This window comes from Pseudomonas sp. 10-1B (assembly GCF_000935045.1).
In the GTDB taxonomy this organism is placed as follows: domain Bacteria; phylum Pseudomonadota; class Gammaproteobacteria; order Pseudomonadales; family Pseudomonadaceae; genus Aquipseudomonas.
Genome location: NZ_JYKS01000013.1, coordinates 24,797 through 43,157 on the forward strand (window position 1 = coordinate 24,797; position 18,361 = coordinate 43,157).

Genomic DNA, 18,361 nt, shown 5'->3' on the forward strand with positions numbered 1-18,361 from the left:
GATAAGTCCTATCGGAAGTGGGATGAAGTAGCGTCATCCCACCAAGCGAACGAGCAGCGCAAAACCAGAAAAACAATTTTGAAATTATTCAGCGGGGTTCGATGGAGACCCACCACGGCAAGATGCGCACCACCCGAACAGGCAGTGCCCGCTCGAGCATGGCCAACGCCCGATCAGTATCGAGCAACGGGTAGGTGCCGACGGCGCGCAAGCTGCCAAGCGCGGGGTCCATACCCAGGTGTCCATAGCGGTAATCGCGCAGGGTGTCGATAACCTGGCCCAGCGGCATGTCCTCGGCCACCAGCACCCCGCGGCTCCAGTCCTGGCGCAACGCCTGGGCATCTGTCACGGTACCGCCGTACTGTGCGTCGAAAACCATCATCTGCCCGGCGCCCAGCGTAGTTTGCCGGCCACTGTCAGCGCAGGTAGCCTGCACGGCGCCGTCAAACACGCTCAGGGTGGTTTGCAGCCCTTGGTCTTTCACGCTGAAACGCGTGCCGAGCGGCTGCATCCGCCCAGCCCGTGTCGCCACCAACAATGGCCGAGGATCCTTGCCGGTCTCGATCAGGATCTCGCCGCGATACAGCCGCAGTTGTCGCACGTCGTCATCGAAATGCACGTCCAGCGCCGTCTGGCCGTTGAGCCACAGCTGGCTGCCATCGGCTAGCGTGAGCGGCCGCACTTCACCGAGGCCGGTGCGGTAAGTGGCGAACCAGGCGCGTGGCGAATTGACCCAACCACGTTGCCAGCCGCCCCAGCCCAGCAAACCGGCGGCACTGGCGACACAGAGGCTGCCGAGCACCGCCCGGCGCGATTGCTGGCCACGGCGCACAGTGTCGAACACTTGTCGCGCATGCTCCGCCTGGCTGTCCAGGCTACCAAAGCGCTGGTTGATGTTTTCCACATAGGACCAGGCCAGGCGATGCCGGGCATCTTCATTCAACCAGGCCTGCCACTGAGCTGTGGCTGCTGGGTCATTCTGCGCGCCATGCAGCCGGGCAAACCATGTCGCTGCCGCCTGTAGCACAGCGTGGTCGAGTGGCGCACTGCTCATGCCAGTGAGCCGTCCAGGTCGGCTTCCAGCAGTAGGCACTGGAACATCGCTTGCGCCAGGTAAGTGTTCACGCTGCGTTCGCTCACGCCCAGATGCTCAGCGATTTCGCGTTGCTTCATACCCTGTAACTGCGCCATGCAAAACGCCTCGGCCACACGCTTAGGCATGCGTTCCAGCATCGCCTGCAGTTGTCCCAAGGTTTCGAGGATGATGGCCTGATACTCCAGCGAGGGTACGTTTTGCTCAGGTTGGGTGGCCAGCACTTCCAGGTAGGCTTGCTCGATACGCCTGCGTCGCCAGAAATCTATACAGGCGTTGCGTGACATACGGCCCAGATAGGCGCGGGCGTGCTCGTGGTCGTTGAAGGCGCGCGGTTTGGATAACAGACGCACGAATACATCCTGCGCCAATTCCGCCGCGTCGTGGGCATTGCCGAGCTTGCGCTGAAGCCACTGGCGGATCCAGCCGTGGTGGCAACGGTAGAGGACCTCCAGTTCGAAACCAGAGCCTGGAAGACTGGGCGGAGCATTCATGGAGAACGGCCATTATGCTAATAGGAATTATTAGCAATGGTAGCTTGGATCAACGAGCCTCGACAATTGGGGCGCGTACCAGTCACGAACGTTCGGGTATCAACCAGTAATGAGTCCACTCGCTAATACACGCTAAGTAAATCAAGGCGTTCAGAAATTAAAAAGCCGGCTTGTGGCCGGCTTCTCGGGGACGCTTCCGACTAATTTATGGTAAGCCGCAATCGCCTTAACTGTGTGGCCAGCAAGGGCCTGAAAGAGTTGGCCAATACCCGTGTGGGATATCGCCGAGCCCTCTGGACTGCGGCCTGCGCCGGTCGGGGCTGAATGTGCGGCGTAGCATACAAGGGCGGGGTCAGGATGCCCAGCAAAAAATGGCACACATTGTTTCAATCGGGCCGTTGCTGGCGGAAATGTGACCAGTGGAACACCCAACCGAGGATTTCCAGGCCCTGCGCCTGGCGCTGGGCGGGAGTGTAGCGTTCAACCGCGTAGTTGTGCCGGTCATGGCTGTGCAGGTACAGCGTGCCGTGCTGGCCGAGGCTGAGGTTGTGCACCCGGAGCGTGCCATCATGCAGCAGGGCATAGGTTTCGCCCTCGACCACCTGGGTCATGCCCAGGTCGACAGCCAGGGTGGCCTCCAGCGGAATCAGCGGGGCCATGTTGCTGGCGGGCATGGCCAGGCAGATGACGTTATTTGCGCATACGCCCAAGGTTTTCAAGGCTTGCGCGGGCAGGCGCAGGTGTTTGCTGGGCAGCGGGGAAAGCAGGCCGTTACGCAGTTCATGGAAGGGCACCTTGAGCAGCCGGCCGCCTTGCGCCGACAGCGAGGCGGGTGGGGTGGCAGGCGCCGGCTCTGGTGGGCCGTTGCGCAGGATCGGGTTGGGGTGCTTGGGGCCTTCGCCCGTGCGCAGCCAGCGACGGTGTACGCAGAACAGGTCGGCCATTTCGTCCAGCCGGGCCAGAGGCACACCGCGTTTGAACCAATTGTTGACGTGCTGCGAGGTGACGCTGCGTTGGGCAGCGAAATCGGAAGGGGTCAGGCCACACTCGTGGAGAAGGGCTTTGAGGCGGTCGCCGGATGTGTTCATGGCGCGAGTGTAGCGGCGCTATGCCAGCAAGGATAGAACCGGGTGTTGACGGTATCTGTGCGAAAAGCACCTGTTTGTAGGGCGTTGGAGTAAGACAGCGTAGGATTTATTACCGGTAGTGACCGCATCGCCCGTTCGGGCATAAAAAACCCCGCCGAGGCGGGGTTCTTTGTGCAACCGGTATCAGCCCTTGTAGGCGGCAACCGATTTGGTGATCTCGGCGCGAGCGGCGTCAGCGCCTTCCCAGCCTTTGATCTTGACCCACTTGCCTTTTTCGAGGTCTTTGTAGTTCTCGAAGAAGTGCTTGATCTGCTCCAGCAGCAGTGCTGGCAGGTCGGTGTATTCCTTCACGTCGACGTACAGCTGGCTCAGCTTGTCGTGCGGAACGGCCAGGACCTTGGCATCGCCACCGCTTTCGTCGTCCATGTGCAGGACGCCGACCGGGCGGGCGCGAATCACCGAGCCAGGGGCGACCGGGTACGGGGTAACGACCAGTACGTCCAGCGGATCACCGTCGTCGGCCAGGGTGTTGGGGATGTAGCCGTAGTTGGCTGGGTAGAACATCGGGGTAGCCATGAAACGGTCGACGAACAGGGTGTCGCTGTCCTTGTCGATCTCGTATTTGATCGGCGCGTGGTTGGCCGGGATCTCGATGGCGACGTAGATGTCGTTCGGCAGGTCTTTGCCCGCCGGAATCTTGCTGTAGCTCATTGGGCAGTGCCCCCGTGTTTGACCAAAAAAGTGGCGGCGATTATAGGCACATTCTGCCTGGGCACGCCACGCCTGGCCTGATGTGCGGCCCCGTCAGGCGTGGCCTTCGCGGTACTCGGGGTGCTCGGCCTGCAGCCGGCACAGGCGCGCCAGCGGGTCCTGGCGATAGAACAGCGACAACTGCCGGTAGACTTGTGGATAAGCCTGCTGCAGCAAGTCGGGGGCGCTGAAGAAATATTCGCTGGTGACGGCAAAGAACTCCGCGGGGTTTTCCGCGGCGTATGGGTCAATGGCGGTTTCGGCGTCGGGGTCGTTGTCCAGCTGGCGGTTGAGGTCGTCGTAGGCCTGCTGCATGGCGCTTGCCCATTCATCCACAGGCATGCCGCCATGCAGCGGTGGCAGGCCGTTGGCATCGCCATTGAGCATATCGAGCTTGTGCGCCAGTTCATGGATGACCAGGTTGTAGGCCTCCCAGCCACCGCTGGCCAGCACGCCGTTCCAGGCGAGGATGACCGGGCCCTGTTGCCAGGCCTCGCCGCTGTGCTCGCCATCCCACACATGCTCTACGCCGCTGGCATCGCGATGGCGCTGGGGGCTCTTGAAGTCATCGGGGTAGAGGATGATTTCGTGGAAGCCCTGGTACCAGTTCAGGTCGCCCAGGTGCAGCAGCGGCAACTGGGCCTGGGCGGCCAGCAACAGGCGCTGCTCGTCGTCCAGTTCGACGCCGGGCAGGCAGGTGAGATGCTTGTCGTGCAGGAACAGGATGCAGGCTTCGCGCAGCCAGCGCTCCTCTTCATCACTGATGCCATCCAGCATGGGCAGGCGCTCGCGCACGGCCTGCCATTGCCGTGGCTCGATGGGGTAGCGCGCCAAAGTGCGCTTGCGCCGCCAGGTGCTGAACGACCACATGCCTGTTGTTCTGTGAGTGCTCAGTGAGCCTTTGCCGTGCGGCCCAGGCGGCCACGCAGCAGGCCGAGGATCATCGGCACCAGCGACAGCACGATGATGCCGAGCACCATCAGCGACAGGTGCTGCTTGATGAATGGCACGTTGCCGAAGAAGTAGCCCAGGGTGACCAGGCCGCCTACCCAAAGCAGCGAACCGGCGACGCTGAAACCGAGGAAGCGCGGGTAATGCATGTGGGCGATGCCGGCGACGAACGGTGCGAAGGTGCGCAGGATGGGCAGGAAGCGCGCCATGGTCACGGTCTTGCCACCGTGGCGTTCATAGAAGTCGTGGGTGCGCTGCAGGTAGTCGCGGCGGAAGATTTTCGAGTTGGGGTTGTTGAACAACCGCTCGCCGGCCGTTCGACCGATCACATAGTTGGTGCTATCGCCCAGGATCGCGGCGGCCATCAGCAGGCCAGCCAGCAGTACCGGGTCCATGCCGCCGCCAGCGGCCACGGCACCGGCGATGAACAGCAGCGAATCGCCCGGCAGGAAGGGCATGACCACCAGCCCTGTTTCACAGAAGATCACGGTGAACAGGATGGCGTAGATCCAGGGACCGTAATTGTTGACCAGCAGATCGAGATAGGCATCGAGATGCAGGATAAGGTCCAGCGGGTTGAAATCCATGTACAGCACCTGTGTTCTTGGGCGTAGGCTCGGTTACCGGGGGATGGGTAAATTTTCACACATGACAGGTGGGCCATTATACGGCGATGTGAGGAACATGCCCGGGGAGTTTGTAGCGGGGGGTTACGGCAGGGGTATTCCTGTGCCGGCCTCTTCGCGGGCACGCCCGCTCCCACAGGTACAGCACAGCCCTTAAGGTTGATGATGTCTCTGTGGGAGCAGGCGTGCCCGCGAAGAGGCCGGACAGGTCAATCCTGGTTGATCGGCAGGATATAGCTCTTGAACTCGGTATCTTCGCGAAAACCGATGGACTCGTAGGTCTTGTGCGCCACTTCGTTGTCGCTGCTGGTCGAAACCCGCATGCGCACGGCGTTGGTGTCCTTGGCCATTTTCTTCGCCTCGCGCATCAGGTGGTCGGCCACCAGCATGCGTCGCGAGTCTTCGGCCACGTAGATATCGTTGAGAATCCACACCCGCTTGAGCGACAGCGACGAATAGCTCGGGTACAGCTGGCAGAAGCCCAGCAGCTTGCCGTCATCATCATCTGGCAGCGCCAGGTAGATTACCGATTCATCTCGCTTCAGGCGTTTTTCCAGGAAGCTGCGCGAGCTGTCGGGGTAGGGTAACTGCCCATAGAATTCACGGTATTTGACGAACATCGGGGTGAGCAGTTCGAGGTGTTCCAGGGTTGCCTTGATGATGCGCATGTGCGGCCCTCAGAGTCCATTAGGGGAAACAACGGATTGCCAGCAGCTTCAAGGGCATGCTGCCCAATACGCGGCGCAAGTGCAATCCGCCTTCCATGACAGGTTTTTTACCCTTTGCCGAGCAGGAAGTTACCTTTCTGGCTGGTGGCATTTTCACTCTCCAGGCTATGGACCTCGGCCTCATCCTTCAGATTCACTCCGGAAAGCTGGCGCCGGCAAGCTTCGCGCATCAAGTACAGCAGGCGGTGCGCCGCCATGCCATAGCTCAGCCCCTCCAGGCGGATGTTGGAAATGCAGTTGCGGTAGGCATCGGTCAGGCCGACCCGCGGTGCGTAGGTGAAATACAGGCCCAGGCTGTCGGGCGAGCTGAGCCCCGGGCGTTCGCCGATCAGCATCACCGTCATGCGTGCACCCAGCAGCTCGCCGACCTCGTCGGCCACCGCCACGCGGCCCTGCTGCACCAGTACCACCGGGGCGCTGGTCCAGCCGTCGGCCGCAGCCTGCTCCTCGAAGCGGGCCAGGAACGGCAGGGTATGCCGGTGTACGGCCAGGGCCGAAAGACCGTCGGCGACCACGATCGCCAGGTCGACGCCGCCGGGGTTGGCCTGGGCGTGCTGGCGCAGCGTGGCAATCGACTCTTCGTTCAGGCGTCGGCCCAGGTCCGGGCGCTGCAGGTATTGGTGGCGGTCGCTGGCGGCGCTGTGCAGCACCAGGCTTTCGCGCCCACGGTCACTCAGTTGGGCGGCCAGGCCGGCATGGTCGAATGCCAGGTGCACGGCATCACGGGCCTGGGCATGGGCGAACTGGAAGTCCAGCTGCGCTCCGGTCGGCAGGCTGGTGCCGGCGCGGCCCAGGGCGATGCGTGCCGGGGTCAGGTTGCGCAGGGCCAGCCAGGGGTTGTCGGGGGTAGGCGTGCGATGGTCCATGGTCATCCCTATGCAAGCTGTGCCAAGGCCTGGCGGAAGGCCGGCGGCAGGTTGTCACCGAAGCGTACCCGGCCATCGGCCTGGGTGAAGATGCCGGTGCGGGCCAGCCACGCCTCGAATTCCGGCCCGGGCTTCAGGCCCAGGGTCTGGCGCGCGTACAGCGCATCGTGGAACGAGGTGGTCTGGTAGTTGAGCATGATGTCGTCGGAGCCGGGGATGCCCATGATGAAGTTGATCCCCGCCACCCCCAGCAGGGTCAGCAGGGTGTCCATGTCGTCCTGGTCGGCTTCGGCGTGGTTGGTGTAGCAGATGTCGCAGCCCATCGGCACACCCAGCAGCTTGCCGCAGAAGTGGTCTTCGAGGCCGGCGCGGATGATCTGCTTGCCGTTGTACAGGTACTCCGGGCCGATGAAACCGACCACGGTGTTGACCAGGAACGGTTTGAAATGGCGGGCCACGGCATAGGCGCGGGTTTCACAGGTTTGCTGGTCGACGCCATGGTGGGCGTTGGCCGACAGGGCACTGCCCTGGCCGGTTTCGAAGTACATCAGGTTGTGCCCGAGGGTGCCACGCTGCAGCGACAGGCCGGCTTCGTAACCTTCCTGCAGCACATTCAGGTTGATGCCGAACCCGGCGTTGGCCGCCTCGGTGCCGGCAATCGACTGGAACACCAGGTCCAGCGGCACGCCGCGGTTGATCGCCTCGATCGAGGTGGTGACGTGGGTCAGCACGCAGGCCTGGGTGGGGATGTCGTAGCGCTGGATGATGGCGTCGAGCATTTCCAGCAGGGCGCAGATCGAGGCGATGCTGTCGGTGGCCGGGTTGATGCCGATCATGGCGTCGCCGTTGCCGTACAGCAGGCCGTCGAGAATGCTGGCGGCGATACCGGCCGGCTCGTCGGTCGGGTGGTTGGGCTGCAAGCGGGTCGACAGGCGCCCGCGCAGGCCCATGGTGCCGCGAAAACGGGTGACCACGCGGATCTTTTGCGCGACCAGCACCAAGTCCTGCACGCGCATGATCTTCGACACCGCCGCGGCCATTTCCGGGGTCAGCCCGGGCGCCAGGGCGCGCAGGCTGTCTTCGTTGGCCTCTTCGCTCAGCAACCAGTCGCGCAGGCCGCCCACGGTCAGGTGGCTGACCGGGGCAAAGGCCTGGGTATCGTGGCTGTCGATGATAAGGCGCGTGACCTCGTCTTCTTCGTAAGGGATCAGCGCTTCATTCAGGAAATGCGTCAGCGGGATATTGGCCAGGGCCATCTGTGCGGCGACGCGCTCGCCGTCATTGCTGGCTGCGACGCCCGCCAGGTAGTCCCCGGAGCGTGCGGGGCTGGCCTTGGCCATCACTTCCTTGAGGCTGTCGAAGCGGTAGACCAGGTGGCCTACCGTGTGTACGAAACTTGCCATACAGACTCTCCAGAGCCGCGGGCTGGCCCGCGGCGGGTGGCGGCGATCAGTGTAGGGCCTCTTCGGCTTTCTGGATCGCGGCGAATTCCTCTTCCGGTGTGCCCGCAACCAGGTGGTGGCGGCTGTAGAAAGCAAAGTAGGCAATTAATACCGCATAGATCACTGCGGCGCCAATCACCACCCGTGGGTCGACCAGGAAACCGGCGACCACGGCGATGCACGCCAGCACCAGGGCCAGGCCCGAGGTGAAGATGCCGCCGGGGGTGCGATACGGCCGCTCCATCTTCGGCCGGCGGATACGCAGGGTGATGTGCGCGGCCATCATCAGCACGTACGACAGGGTAGCGCCGAACACTGCCACCAGGATCAGCAGGTCACCCTGGCCGGTCAGCGACAGGGCAAAGCCGATGATGCCGGGGATGACCAGGGCCAGTACCGGTGCCTTGCTCTTGTTGGTTTCCGACAGCTTGCGCGGCAGGTAGCCGGCGCGAGACAGGGCGAAGATCTGCCGCGAGTAGGCGTAGATGATCGAGAAGAAGCTGGCGATCAGCCCGGCCAGGCCGACCAGGTTGACGAAGCTGCCCATCCAGGTGCTACCGCCGTAGGCCTTGGCCAGCGCTTCGACCAGCGGGTTGCCAGAGGCTTTCAGCGCTTCGGAGCCTGCCCCGCCGGGGCCGACCACCAGGATCAGCAGGGCGAAGGCCAGCAGCACCAGCATCGCGCCGATCAGCCCGCGAGGCAGGTCACGCTTGGGGTTCTTGGTTTCTTCGGCGGCCAGCGGCACGCCTTCGACCGCGAGGAAGAACCAGATGGCATAGGGGATGGCCGCCCACACGCCGACATAGCCGAACGGCAGGAAGCTGCTGGCACCAGCGGCGTCCGTTTTGGCGATGTCGAACAGGTTGGCTGCATCGAAATGGGGCACCATGGCCACCAGGAACACCGCCAGGGCGATGGCGGCGACGGCGGTAATGATGAACATCAGCTTCAGCGCTTCACCTACGCCGAAAATGTGAATGCCGATGAAGACCACGTAGAACGCCAGGTAGATCATCCAGCCGCCGATGCCGAACAACGACTGGCAATAGGCACCGATGAAGGTGGCGATGGCGGCGGGGGCGATGGCGTATTCGATGAGGATCGCCGTACCGGTCAGAAAGCCGCCCCACGGGCCGAAGGCGCTGCGGGCAAAGCCGTAGCCGCCACCTGCGGTGGGGATCATCGACGACAGTTCGGCCAGTGAGAAGCACATGCACAGGTACATGGTGGCCATCAGCAGGGTGGCGAGGAACATGCCGCCCCAGCCGCCCTGGGCCAGGCCGAAGTTCCAGCCGGCGTAGTCGCCGGAGATGACGTAGGCCACGCCCAGGCCGACCAGCAGCACCCAACCGGCGGCGCCTTTTTTCAGTTCACGTTGCTGGAAATAGTCCGAGCCAACCTTTTCGAAGTCGACGGAAGATCCTGCCGGCGCGCCGGCGGTATGATCGCTTGGCATAGTTTCACCTGTTGTTTTTCTTGGTGGCCGGAAGGGTTCCGGGCCGCTGGTGATGGGTGTTGCAGAAAGCGAGCCAGAGCGGTTGGTGCACGTTGGCCGCTCTGGGTTTTTGTAATGCAGGCCCGGCCTCTTCGCGGGCTTGCCCGCTCCCACAGGTACTGCACCGGTTTCGGAAACAACGGTGAACCTGTGGGAGCGGGCGAGCCCGCGAAGGCCGCGACGCGGTTTTAGAAGAAGCCCAACGGATTGATGTCGTAGCTCACCAGCAGGTTCTTGGTCTGCTGATAGTGATCCAGCATCATCTTGTGCGTCTCACGCCCAACCCCGGACTTCTTGTAGCCACCGAACGCCGCATGCGCCGGGTACAGGTGGTAGCAGTTGGTCCACACCCGCCCGGCCTTGATGCCACGGCCCATGCGGTAGGCACGGTTGATGTCGCGGGTCCACACGCCGGCACCCAGGCCGAACTCGGTGTCGTTGGCAATGGCCAGCGCTTCGGCTTCGTCCTTGAAGGTGGTGACGCTGACCACCGGGCCGAAGATTTCTTCCTGGAACACGCGCATCTTGTTGTTGCCCTTGAGCAGGGTTGGCTGGATGTAGTAACCGGTGGCCAGCGAGCCTTCCAGTTTTTCCACCTTGCCGCCGGTCAGCAGCTCGGCGCCTTCGTCCTGGGCAATCTGCAGGTACGAGAGGATCTTCTCGAACTGCTGCTGCGAGGCCTGGGCGCCGACCATGGTGTCGGTGTCCAGCGGGTCGCCGCGCTTGATCTGCAGCACCTTCTTCATCACCACTTCCATGAACTGCGGGTAGATCGACTCCTGCACCAGTGCGCGCGACGGGCAGGTGCACACCTCGCCCTGGTTGAAGAACGCCAGCACCATGCCTTCGGCGGCCTTCTCGATGAAGCTCGGTTCGGCCTGCATGATGTCTTCGAAGTACACGTTCGGCGACTTGCCGCCCAGCTCCACGGTCGACGGGATGATGTTCTCGGCGGCGCATTTCATGATGTGCGAACCGACCGGGGTGGAGCCGGTGAAGGCGATCTTGGCGATGCGCTTGCTGGTGGCCAGGGCTTCACCGGCTTCACGGCCATAGCCTTGCACCACGTTGAGCACGCCCGGTGGCAGCAGGTCGCCGACCAGCTCGACCAGCACGGTGATGCCCAGTGGGGTTTGTTCGGCCGGCTTGAGTACCACGCAGTTGCCGGCGGCCAGGGCCGGGGCGAGCTTCCAGGCGGCCATCAGGATCGGGAAGTTCCACGGGATGATCTGCCCGACCACGCCTAGCGGCTCGTGGATGTGGTAGGCCACGGTGCCTTCGTTGATTTCCGCGGCGCCGCCTTCCTGGGCGCGGATGCAGCCGGCGAAGTAGCGGAAGTGGTCTACCGCCAGCGGGATGTCGGCATTGAGGGTTTCGCGGATCGGCTTGCCGTTGTCCCAGGTCTCGGTAATGGCCAGCACTTCGAGGTTCTGTTCGATACGGTCGGCGATTTTCAGCAGGACGTTGGAGCGGTCCTGCACCGAGGTACGGCCCCAGGCGTCGGCGGCGGCGTGGGCGGCGTCGAGCGCCTTGTCGATATCTTCGGCAGTGGAACGGGGGAATTCGGCGATCAGCTTGCCATTCACCGGGGACGTGTTCTCGAAGTACTGCCCCTTGACCGGAGCTACGAACTCGCCACCGATGTAGTTGCCGTAGCGGCTCTTGAAGGAAACCTTCGCGCCCTCGGTACCGGGATGTGCGTAACGCATGGTGTGTCTCCTGGGTCTTGTGTTTGTTAGGGAGTTGAAAAGCGTAGAGCAAAGGTCGGGCCAGCGTTTCGAGCACCAGGTAAATCAATGACTTGGGTCAGCTTCCGGGCCTGGAGCGGCGGCCGCCGTGCCAGCTCCGGTACGCGCTGGGTGACACTTTGTACCGTTTGCGACACGCAACAGGAGGGTGCATTGCAAAGCCTTCCCGGGTGGAGGATGCTGACGGGACTCTCTATCTGCGGAGAACTACAACAAATGCAGAGCAATCATTTCACTCGCCATGCCCAGCAAGTCCATACCGTTGCCCATGGTGGGGCCGGGGAGGGCGGTAGTGATCCGTCCATCGCCCGCTCCTGGCTGCGCTGCCTGGAGGACTACCACCTCGACCCTTCGGTGATCGAGGCCCCCGTGGTGCTCGAGCACGGGCGCCTGCTGGAAAGCCGCGAGCGCCTGCGCCAGGTGCTGCAAATTGCCGATCATGAAATGAACAGCCTGCACCAGCAGCTTTCCGGGGCCGGCCACGCGGTGCTGCTGACCGACGCGCGCGGGGTGATCCTCAATTGCGTCAGTGCGCCCACCGAGCGGCGCAGCTTCGAGCGTGCGGGGTTATGGCTGGGCGCCGACTGGAGCGAGGCGCGCGAGGGCACCAACGGTATCGGCACCTGCCTGGTCGAGCGCCAGGCGCTGACCATCCACCAGAACGAGCACTTCCGTGGCCGCCACACCGGCCTGACCTGCTCGGCCAGCCCGGTGTTCGACCCACATGGCGAGTTGCTGGCGGTGCTCGATGTGTCCTCGGCGCGCCCCGACGTTTCGCGGCAGAGCCAGTTCCACACCATGGCCCTGGTCAATCTGTCGGCGAAAATGATCGAGAGCTGCTACTTCCTGCGCCATTTCGAACGCCAGTGGTTGCTGCGTTTCCACCTGCAGGCCGAGTCGGTCGGCCTGTTCAGCGAAGGCCTGCTGGCCTTCGACGGTGACGGACACATCTGCGCCGCCAACCAGAGCGCACTGAACCTGCTGGGCACCGTGCGCGGTGGTGTGCTGGGCAAGCCCGTGGAACGCTTTTTCGCCTGCAGCCACGACGAACTGTTCAGCCGCGCCACGCCGGCCGGCAGCACGGTCTGGCCGCTGCACACCCTTGACGGGCGCCAGGTATTCGCCAGCCTGCGTGGCCAGGCTCGGGCGCCGGTGTGGTCGGTGCCGGTTGGCCAGCCACGGCCTGCGCGCGAAGTGGAACCGCTTATCTGCCTGCTCGACCCAGCCCTGCAAAACGATTTCCGCCGCAGCGTGCGCGTGTTCGAGCGTGATGTGCCGCTGCTGCTGCGTGGCGAGACCGGCTGCGGCAAAGAGGCCTTCGCCCAGGCTGTGCACCAGGCCAGCGAGCGGCGTGGCAAGCCGTTTATAGCGATCAACTGCGCCTCGATCCCGGAGAGCCTGATCGAGAGCGAGCTGTTCGGTTACCGCGGCGGCAGTTTTACCGGTGCGCGCAAGGAAGGCATGCGCGGCAAGTTGCTGCAGGCCGATGGCGGCACCTTGCTGCTGGACGAGATCGGCGACATGCCACTGGCCTTGCAAACCCGCCTGCTGCGCGTGCTGGAGGAGCGCCAGGTGGTGCCGATCGGTGGCGAGCCGCAGGCGGTGGACGTGCGCATTGTCAGCGCCACCCACCGCGACCTGCTGGAGCGGGTGGAGCAGGGCAGTTTCCGCGAGGACCTGTATTACCGCCTGAATGGCCTGGAAGTGGCGTTGCCGGCGGTGCGTGAGCGCAGTGACAAGGCACAGTTGCTGGACTTCCTGCTGCGCCAGGAGGCGCAGGGGCAACCGATCGACCTCGAGCCCAGGGCGCGGCAGGCACTGCTCGACTTTGCCTGGCCGGGCAACGTGCGGCAGATGCGCAATGTGCTGCGGACCTTGGTGGCACTTTGCGAAGAGTCCTACATTGCATTTTCGGATCTCCCAACGATTGTCCGTGGCAGCGCCAATCCTGTGGGAGCGGGCGCGCCCGCGAAGACGGCCGACCAGGCAATACAGGGCGAGGGCGTTGCCCTCGTTCGCGGGCACGCCCGCTCCCACAGGTCCTGCGTTGATCGAGAAATTGATGATGAACCCGTGGGTACGGAGGTTTTGCAAGACGCGGAACGGCAAGCGTTAATGGAGATCCTGCAGGCAAAACACTGGCACCTCACCCGTGTCGCCGAGCACTTAGGGATAAGCCGCAATACCTTGTATCGAAAACTGCGCAAACACGGCATTGCCAGGGCCGACTGAGCGAAACAGCGAGTGCGATTTGTCGCGCCCTGGGCTACCCTGCCTCGATGTTTTGCGAGGTCGACCATGCATATTCACATTCTCGGTATTTGCGGCACTTTCATGGGTTCGCTGGCGGTGCTGGCCAAGGAACTTGGCCACCGCGTCACCGGTTCGGACGCCAACGTCTACCCCCCGATGAGCACCCAGCTCGAAGCCCAGGGCATCGAACTGACCCAGGGCTATGACCCGGCCCAGCTGGACCCGGCGCCAGACCTGGTGGTCATCGGCAACGCCATGTCGCGCGGCAACCCGGCGGTGGAGTACGTGCTGAACAAGGGCCTGCCCTATGTCTCCGGGCCACAGTGGCTGGCCGATCACGTGCTGCAAGGCCGCTGGGTGCTGGCGGTTGCCGGTACCCACGGCAAAACCACCACCAGCAGCATGCTGGCCTGGGTGCTGGAGCACGCCGGCATGAGCCCGGGCTTCCTGATTGGCGGTGTGCCACAGAACTTCTCGGTGTCGGCCCGTTTGGGTGACACGCCGTTCTTCGTGGTCGAAGCTGACGAGTACGACAGCGCCTTCTTCGACAAGCGCTCGAAGTTCGTCCACTACCACCCACGCACCGCGATCCTCAACAATCTTGAGTTCGATCATGCGGACATTTTCCCGGACCTGGCCTCGATCGAGCGACAGTTCCATCACCTGGTACGCACCATCCCCAGCGAAGGCCTGGTCATCCACCCGACCACCGAGCAGGCGCTGGAGCGGGTAATCGGCATGGGTTGCTGGACCCCGGTGCAGACCACCGGGGCGGGTGGTCAGTGGCAAGCCCGCCTGCTCAGCGCCGACGGTTCGCGCTTCGAAGTGCTGTTCGAAGGCGAAGCGCAAGGTGTGGTGGACTGGGCGCTGACCGGCCAGCATAACGTCGCCAACGCCCTGGCCACCCTGGCGGCGGCCCGCCATGTAGGCGTAGTGCCGGCCATGGCCATCGACGGCCTGAGTGCCTTCAAGAGCGTCAAGCGGCGCATGGAGAAGGTCGCCGAGGTGCAGGGCGTGACCATCTACGATGACTTCGCTCACCACCCGACCGCCATCGCCACCACCCTCGACGGCTTGCGCAAGCGCGTTGGCGAGGCCCCGGTAATCGCGGTGATCGAGCCGCGCTCCAACTCGATGAAGCTGGGCGCCCACCGTGACGGCCTGCCGGAAAGCGTCAACGACGCCGACCAGGTGATCTGGTACGCGCCGGCCAACCTGGGCTGGGACCTGGCCGCCACCGCCGCGCAGTGCAAAGTGCCGAGCGTGGTCGCCGACAGCCTCGAAGCGATCATCGAGCGGGTCAAGGGCCAGGCTCGGCCCGGCACCCACGTGGTGATCATGAGCAACGGCGGCTTCGGCGGCCTGCACGGCAAGCTGGCCGAGGCGCTGAAGTGAGCGGGCCGGAGCGCATCACCCTGGCCATGACGGGCGCCTCGGGCGCCCAGTATGGCCTGCGCCTGCTCGATTGCCTGGTGCGTGAGGACCGCGAGGTGCACTTCCTGATCTCCAAGGCCGCGCAACTGGTGATGGCCACCGAGACCGACGTGGTGCTGCCGGCCAAGCCTCAGGCGATGCAGGCCTTCCTCACCGAATACACCGGCGCCGCCGACGGGCAGATCCGTGTGTATGGCAAGGAAGACTGGATGTCGCCGGTAGCCTCGGGGTCTGGCGCCCCGGCGGCGATGGTGGTGGTGCCGTGTTCCACCGGTACGCTGTCGGCGATTGCCACCGGTGCCTGCAACAACCTGATCGAACGCGCCGCCGACGTCACCCTCAAGGAACGTCGGCAACTGATCCTGGTGCCACGCGAAGCGCCGTTCTCCACCATCCACCTGGAGAACATGCTCAAGCTGTCGCAGATGGGCGCGGTGATCCTGCCGGCGGCACCGGGCTTCTATCACCAGCCGCAGACCATCGACGACCTGGTCGACTTCGTCGTGGCGCGTATTCTCAACCTGCTGAACATACCCCAGGACATGTTGCCGCGTTGGGGGGAGCATCACTTCGGGGTGGATGATTGAAGCGAGCGCTGGCGGGTTTGCTGGCGCTGTTGTTGCTTAGTGGCTGCGCCACGGTGCGCACGCTGGATGCCAACAAGCCTGGGGCGCCGGTGGTATACGCCGGTACCCGGTTGGACTTGTACGTGATCAATGGCGGGTGTTGCCCGCGGGATCATTACGGGACTGATGCGCCGGCGTACCCAGGGTTGGACCTGCCCGGGAGCATGTTGCTCGATACCCTGTTGTTGCCGTTGTCATTGCTTACAGCAGCAGGGGTGGGTTTCCAGGCTACTGGTGGCCTGTGAGGGCCCTTTCGCGGGTAAACCCGCTCCTACGGGGATTTGCGCCGCTCTCAGCCCTGATGATTTACCTGTGGGAGCGGGCATGCCCGCGAAGAGGCCATCACAGGTAAAGCCTATTTCTTGCCCAACCTGCGCAACTCATCCGACTCCACAATCCGCACCCCATCCTCTTCCTCCAGCGCCAGCCGCCACAGCGCCCGGGCCAGGGTGCAGGCCTCGATCCCCCGGTACTTACCGGGTAACAACCTGGAAAACGGCGAAGCCAACTTTTCACTCAGCCGCGGCTCGATCCGCTCGCCCAGCAGCAAAGACGGCCGCACGATGGTCAACTGCGGCCAGTCCTGGGCCTTGAGCGCTTCTTCCATCTCGCCCTTGACCCGGTTGTAGAAAATCGACGATTCAGGGTCGGCACCCACCGCACTGACCACCAGCAGATGCCGTGCGCCCAACTCCCTGGCACGCTTGCTGAACGCCACCACCATGTCCAGGTCCACCGCCCGGAAGGCCGATTCGGAGCCGGCCTGCTTCAGCGTGGTGCCCAGGCAGCAATAAGCGATATCGACCCGCCCGGCCAGCTGCGGGAGAAACACCGCCGGGTCGCCTACCGGGTTTTCCAGGTGCGGGTGCTCGGCCAGCGGCCGGCGGGTAGGCGCCAGTACGCGGGTGATGGTGGGCTCGTTGAGCAGGCGGTCGAGCAGGTGTTCACCTGTCAGACCGGTGGCACCGGCAAGCAGGACATGCTGAGGCGTCAAATACATGATGTCTCTCCCTTGTTACACACAAGCTTAGTGGCTGCCGGGCGTTTTTGCCTGTTCCTCCACGTTGGCCTGTGCGGCATTACGCAACGCTTCTTCGGCCTGTTGCCGGCGCAGGTGCTGCCAGTGTTCAAGCACGTCCGGCGGCGCCCACAACTGCGGCTCGGAAGCCTCGAAACCTTCCCTTCGTTCTCTTTCGGCAACGCTGGCGCGCGCCAGTTCAAACGCCTGTTTGAGGTCGTCGGTCTGGTTCAGCGCCTCGGCGAACAGAGCATCGCCAAAGTAGGTGAAGTCCGCTTCTTCCGAGCAACCGAAGGAGACACGATCGGCACGGGCGGCGGTCATGATCACGGTGCGCTGATCCTTGAGCGGTGCGATATAGCCACCTGAATAGCAGGCAGAGATGACGATTATCTTGTCGCGGTCTTTCAAGGGCGCCAGGGCGCTGGCCAGTTCGTCGGCCGACAGGTCGGCCAGTTGCAGGCGCGGTTGGTCGAGCACCAGTTGGTGGTCGTGGCTGCCATGGCTGGTGAGATAGATGAACACCAGGTCTTCGGGGCCGCTGCGCTCGGCCAGGGTGCGGGCGGCGCGGCTGAGGTTCTCGCGGGTGGCCATGGGGCGGCTGGCCATGTGGTCGCGGTGGTTGACCAAGGTGACCTGGCCACGGGCGCCAAAGCGCACCTTGAGCATGTTGCTGACGTAGTCGGCTTCACGCAGGAACACACTCTGCTGGCCATCACCGGCCACCACCAGGCTGTACAGCTGGATCGGCGGCGCCGAGCGCGGTACCCGGGCCAGCGCCTCCTCCAGCAGCCGGCCCTGGTTGAGTAAGGCCAGGTCCAGTGGGTCGGGCAGCAGCTTGCCTTTGTGGTCGCGCACGCGCACGCCGTTGGCCCAGACGCCGCTTTCGACCTTGCCGTTGGCCAGGATCAGCCGCCCCTTGCCATGGTAGGCGTCGTTCAGGAAGCTGCCGATGTACCTGCTGCCGTCGGCCAGTTGCAGGCTGCCCTGGCCCGACAGGCGCCAGTCGGCGAAGTTGCCTTTGTAGTGGCTGCCGTCGCTGCCCAGCAGCTCGCCTTCGCCAATCAGCGAGCCGTCCTTGAATTCGCCGATCCACACATCGCCATCGGCGCTTTCGTAGCGGCCACGTCCCTCCAGGCGGTTGTCCTTGAACTCGCCGATGTATTGTTCGCCGTCGATGCTTTCATAGGTGCCGCTGCCTTGCAGTTGGCCGTTGACGAAGCGGCCGCTGAACTGGTTGCCGCTGGCATCGCTGCGCACTCCGGCACCGTTGGGCTGGCCCTTGGCGAACAGGCCCTGGTAGCGGCTGCCGTCGGCCAGTTCCAGCTCGCCCGCGCCTTCGTACAGGTCGTCCTTGAATTGGCCGCGGTAGGTCTGGTCGGCCTGCTTGAGGGTGCCTTCGCCGTCACGGCGGCCGTGGCTGAAGGTGCCGGCATAGTGGCTGCCCGGGGTAGTCAGGTCGCCCAGGCCCTGGAACAGCCCCTTGGCGAACTGGCCGCGGTACACCTCGCCGTTGCGGCCATGCCACTCGCCCTGGCCGTGCCACTGGCCGTTCTTGAAGCTGCCGGCGTACCAGCTGCCGTTGGGGTAGTCGATGCGCCCCTCGCCCTGCAGCAGGCCATCGACCACCTCGCCCCGGTAACGCCCGCCGTCGGGCAGGCGCGCGTCCGGCGGCAGCAGCGATTCGCCATCGCCACAGGCGGCGAGCAGCAGGACCAGGGTAATGGGTAGCAGTGGACGCATGGTGAA

At 63.9% G+C, this 18,361-nt stretch carries 17 protein-coding genes; 4 read left to right on the forward strand and 13 right to left on the reverse strand.

Going from position 1 to position 18,361, the window contains the following annotated elements:
- Positions 1-88 precede the first annotated feature (88 nt).
- From TZ03_RS09465 to TZ03_RS09515, 11 genes are all read right to left on the reverse strand, one after another.
- Entirely contained in the window at positions 89-1,054 is a 966-nt protein-coding gene (locus TZ03_RS09465) for a FecR domain-containing protein (RefSeq protein WP_051097261.1), read from the reverse strand.
- Positions 1,051-1,587: a sigma-70 family RNA polymerase sigma factor gene (locus TZ03_RS09470; protein WP_051097263.1), complete on the reverse strand. Its 537-nt coding sequence runs from the start codon at positions 1,585-1,587 to the stop codon at positions 1,051-1,053. Before TZ03_RS09470 ends, TZ03_RS09465 begins: the two co-directional genes overlap by 4 nt.
- A gap of 386 nt (positions 1,588-1,973) precedes the next feature.
- Positions 1,974-2,675, reverse strand: coding sequence for a helix-turn-helix transcriptional regulator (locus TZ03_RS09475; protein ID WP_051097265.1), 702 nt, complete (start codon positions 2,673-2,675; stop codon positions 1,974-1,976).
- Between the two features lie 183 nt (positions 2,676-2,858).
- Entirely contained in the window at positions 2,859-3,386 is a 528-nt protein-coding gene (gene ppa, locus TZ03_RS09480; RefSeq protein WP_051097266.1) for an inorganic diphosphatase, read from the reverse strand.
- A gap of 93 nt (positions 3,387-3,479) precedes the next feature.
- Positions 3,480-4,295 (reverse strand): zinc-dependent peptidase, encoded by an 816-nt coding sequence (locus TZ03_RS09485; protein ID WP_051097268.1) that lies wholly within the window; start codon positions 4,293-4,295, stop codon positions 3,480-3,482.
- A gap of 20 nt (positions 4,296-4,315) precedes the next feature.
- Positions 4,316-4,963 (reverse strand): DedA family protein, encoded by a 648-nt coding sequence (locus TZ03_RS09490; protein WP_051097270.1) that lies wholly within the window; start codon positions 4,961-4,963, stop codon positions 4,316-4,318.
- Between the two features lie 248 nt (positions 4,964-5,211).
- The gene (locus TZ03_RS09495) at positions 5,212-5,670 is read right to left on the reverse strand and encodes a GNAT family N-acetyltransferase (RefSeq protein ID WP_051097271.1); all 459 of its coding nucleotides are present in this window, start codon (positions 5,668-5,670) and stop codon (positions 5,212-5,214) included.
- A 107-nt stretch (positions 5,671-5,777) separates the two neighbouring features.
- Complete coding sequence (gene eutC, locus TZ03_RS09500; RefSeq protein ID WP_051097372.1) at positions 5,778-6,596, reverse strand: ethanolamine ammonia-lyase subunit EutC; 819 nt, start codon at positions 6,594-6,596, stop codon at positions 5,778-5,780.
- Between the two features lie 8 nt (positions 6,597-6,604).
- Positions 6,605-7,999 carry an ethanolamine ammonia-lyase subunit EutB gene (locus TZ03_RS09505; RefSeq protein ID WP_051097273.1) on the reverse strand — a complete coding sequence of 465 codons (1,395 nt, stop codon included), beginning with the start codon at positions 7,997-7,999 and terminating at the stop codon, positions 6,605-6,607.
- A gap of 46 nt (positions 8,000-8,045) precedes the next feature.
- Positions 8,046-9,494 (reverse strand): ethanolamine permease, encoded by a 1,449-nt coding sequence (eat, locus tag TZ03_RS09510; RefSeq protein WP_051097276.1) that lies wholly within the window; start codon positions 9,492-9,494, stop codon positions 8,046-8,048.
- A gap of 227 nt (positions 9,495-9,721) precedes the next feature.
- On the reverse strand, positions 9,722-11,242 hold the full coding sequence (locus TZ03_RS09515) for an aldehyde dehydrogenase family protein (RefSeq protein ID WP_051097278.1): 1,521 nt from the start codon (positions 11,240-11,242) through the stop codon (positions 9,722-9,724).
- A 255-nt stretch (positions 11,243-11,497) separates the two neighbouring features.
- Here TZ03_RS09515 and TZ03_RS09520 point away from each other — a divergent pair, with 255 nt between their 5' ends.
- The 4 genes from TZ03_RS09520 to TZ03_RS09535 all read left to right on the forward strand — a co-directional run bounded on the left by TZ03_RS09520 (position 11,498) and on the right by TZ03_RS09535 (position 15,839).
- The gene (locus TZ03_RS09520) at positions 11,498-13,513 is read left to right on the forward strand and encodes a sigma-54-dependent Fis family transcriptional regulator (RefSeq protein WP_051097281.1); all 2,016 of its coding nucleotides are present in this window, start codon (positions 11,498-11,500) and stop codon (positions 13,511-13,513) included.
- A gap of 66 nt (positions 13,514-13,579) precedes the next feature.
- Positions 13,580-14,929, forward strand: coding sequence for a UDP-N-acetylmuramate:L-alanyl-gamma-D-glutamyl-meso-diaminopimelate ligase (mpl, locus tag TZ03_RS09525; protein WP_051097283.1), 1,350 nt, complete (start codon positions 13,580-13,582; stop codon positions 14,927-14,929).
- Positions 14,926-15,555, forward strand: coding sequence for a flavin prenyltransferase UbiX (gene ubiX, locus TZ03_RS09530; protein ID WP_013970698.1), 630 nt, complete (start codon positions 14,926-14,928; stop codon positions 15,553-15,555). Before mpl ends, ubiX begins: the two co-directional genes overlap by 4 nt.
- Positions 15,552-15,839 carry a YceK/YidQ family lipoprotein gene (locus TZ03_RS09535; protein WP_051097286.1) on the forward strand — a complete coding sequence of 96 codons (288 nt, stop codon included), beginning with the start codon at positions 15,552-15,554 and terminating at the stop codon, positions 15,837-15,839. Before ubiX ends, TZ03_RS09535 begins: the two co-directional genes overlap by 4 nt.
- Positions 15,840-15,949: 110 nt before the next feature.
- Here TZ03_RS09535 and TZ03_RS09540 read toward each other — a convergent pair whose 3' ends face one another.
- Together TZ03_RS09540 and TZ03_RS09545 are read right to left on the reverse strand one after the other, a co-directional pair.
- A complete protein-coding gene (locus TZ03_RS09540) occupies positions 15,950-16,594 on the reverse strand; it encodes an oxidoreductase (protein WP_051097288.1) in 645 nt (214 codons plus the stop codon).
- 27 nt (positions 16,595-16,621) lie between these two features.
- A complete protein-coding gene (locus TZ03_RS09545; RefSeq protein WP_051097290.1) occupies positions 16,622-18,355 on the reverse strand; it encodes a C13 family peptidase in 1,734 nt (577 codons plus the stop codon).
- Positions 18,356-18,361: the final 6 nt, after the last annotated feature.

What these genes read in the sequence shown, in the direction of transcription:
- TZ03_RS09465 (WP_051097261.1), bottom strand. Translation starts at nt 1,054, where the DNA reads ATGAGCAGTGCGCCACTCGACCACGCTGTGCTACAGGCGGCAGCGACA.
- TZ03_RS09520 (WP_051097281.1), top strand. Translation starts at nt 11,498, where the DNA reads ATGCAGAGCAATCATTTCACTCGCCATGCCCAGCAAGTCCATACCGTT.
- eat (WP_051097276.1), bottom strand. Translation starts at nt 9,494, where the DNA reads ATGCCAAGCGATCATACCGCCGGCGCGCCGGCAGGATCTTCCGTCGAC.
- TZ03_RS09495 (WP_051097271.1), bottom strand. Translation starts at nt 5,670, where the DNA reads ATGCGCATCATCAAGGCAACCCTGGAACACCTCGAACTGCTCACCCCG.
- TZ03_RS09490 (WP_051097270.1), bottom strand. Translation starts at nt 4,963, where the DNA reads ATGGATTTCAACCCGCTGGACCTTATCCTGCATCTCGATGCCTATCTC.
- TZ03_RS09545 (WP_051097290.1), bottom strand. Translation starts at nt 18,355, where the DNA reads ATGCGTCCACTGCTACCCATTACCCTGGTCCTGCTGCTCGCCGCCTGT.
- TZ03_RS09485 (WP_051097268.1), bottom strand. Translation starts at nt 4,295, where the DNA reads ATGTGGTCGTTCAGCACCTGGCGGCGCAAGCGCACTTTGGCGCGCTAC.
- eutC (WP_051097372.1), bottom strand. Translation starts at nt 6,596, where the DNA reads ATGGACCATCGCACGCCTACCCCCGACAACCCCTGGCTGGCCCTGCGC.
- mpl (WP_051097283.1), top strand. Translation starts at nt 13,580, where the DNA reads ATGCATATTCACATTCTCGGTATTTGCGGCACTTTCATGGGTTCGCTG.
- TZ03_RS09515 (WP_051097278.1), bottom strand. Translation starts at nt 11,242, where the DNA reads ATGCGTTACGCACATCCCGGTACCGAGGGCGCGAAGGTTTCCTTCAAG.
- TZ03_RS09475 (WP_051097265.1), bottom strand. Translation starts at nt 2,675, where the DNA reads ATGAACACATCCGGCGACCGCCTCAAAGCCCTTCTCCACGAGTGTGGC.
- ppa (WP_051097266.1), bottom strand. Translation starts at nt 3,386, where the DNA reads ATGAGCTACAGCAAGATTCCGGCGGGCAAAGACCTGCCGAACGACATC.
- TZ03_RS09470 (WP_051097263.1), bottom strand. Translation starts at nt 1,587, where the DNA reads ATGAATGCTCCGCCCAGTCTTCCAGGCTCTGGTTTCGAACTGGAGGTC.
- TZ03_RS09505 (WP_051097273.1), bottom strand. Translation starts at nt 7,999, where the DNA reads ATGGCAAGTTTCGTACACACGGTAGGCCACCTGGTCTACCGCTTCGAC.
- TZ03_RS09540 (WP_051097288.1), bottom strand. Translation starts at nt 16,594, where the DNA reads ATGTATTTGACGCCTCAGCATGTCCTGCTTGCCGGTGCCACCGGTCTG.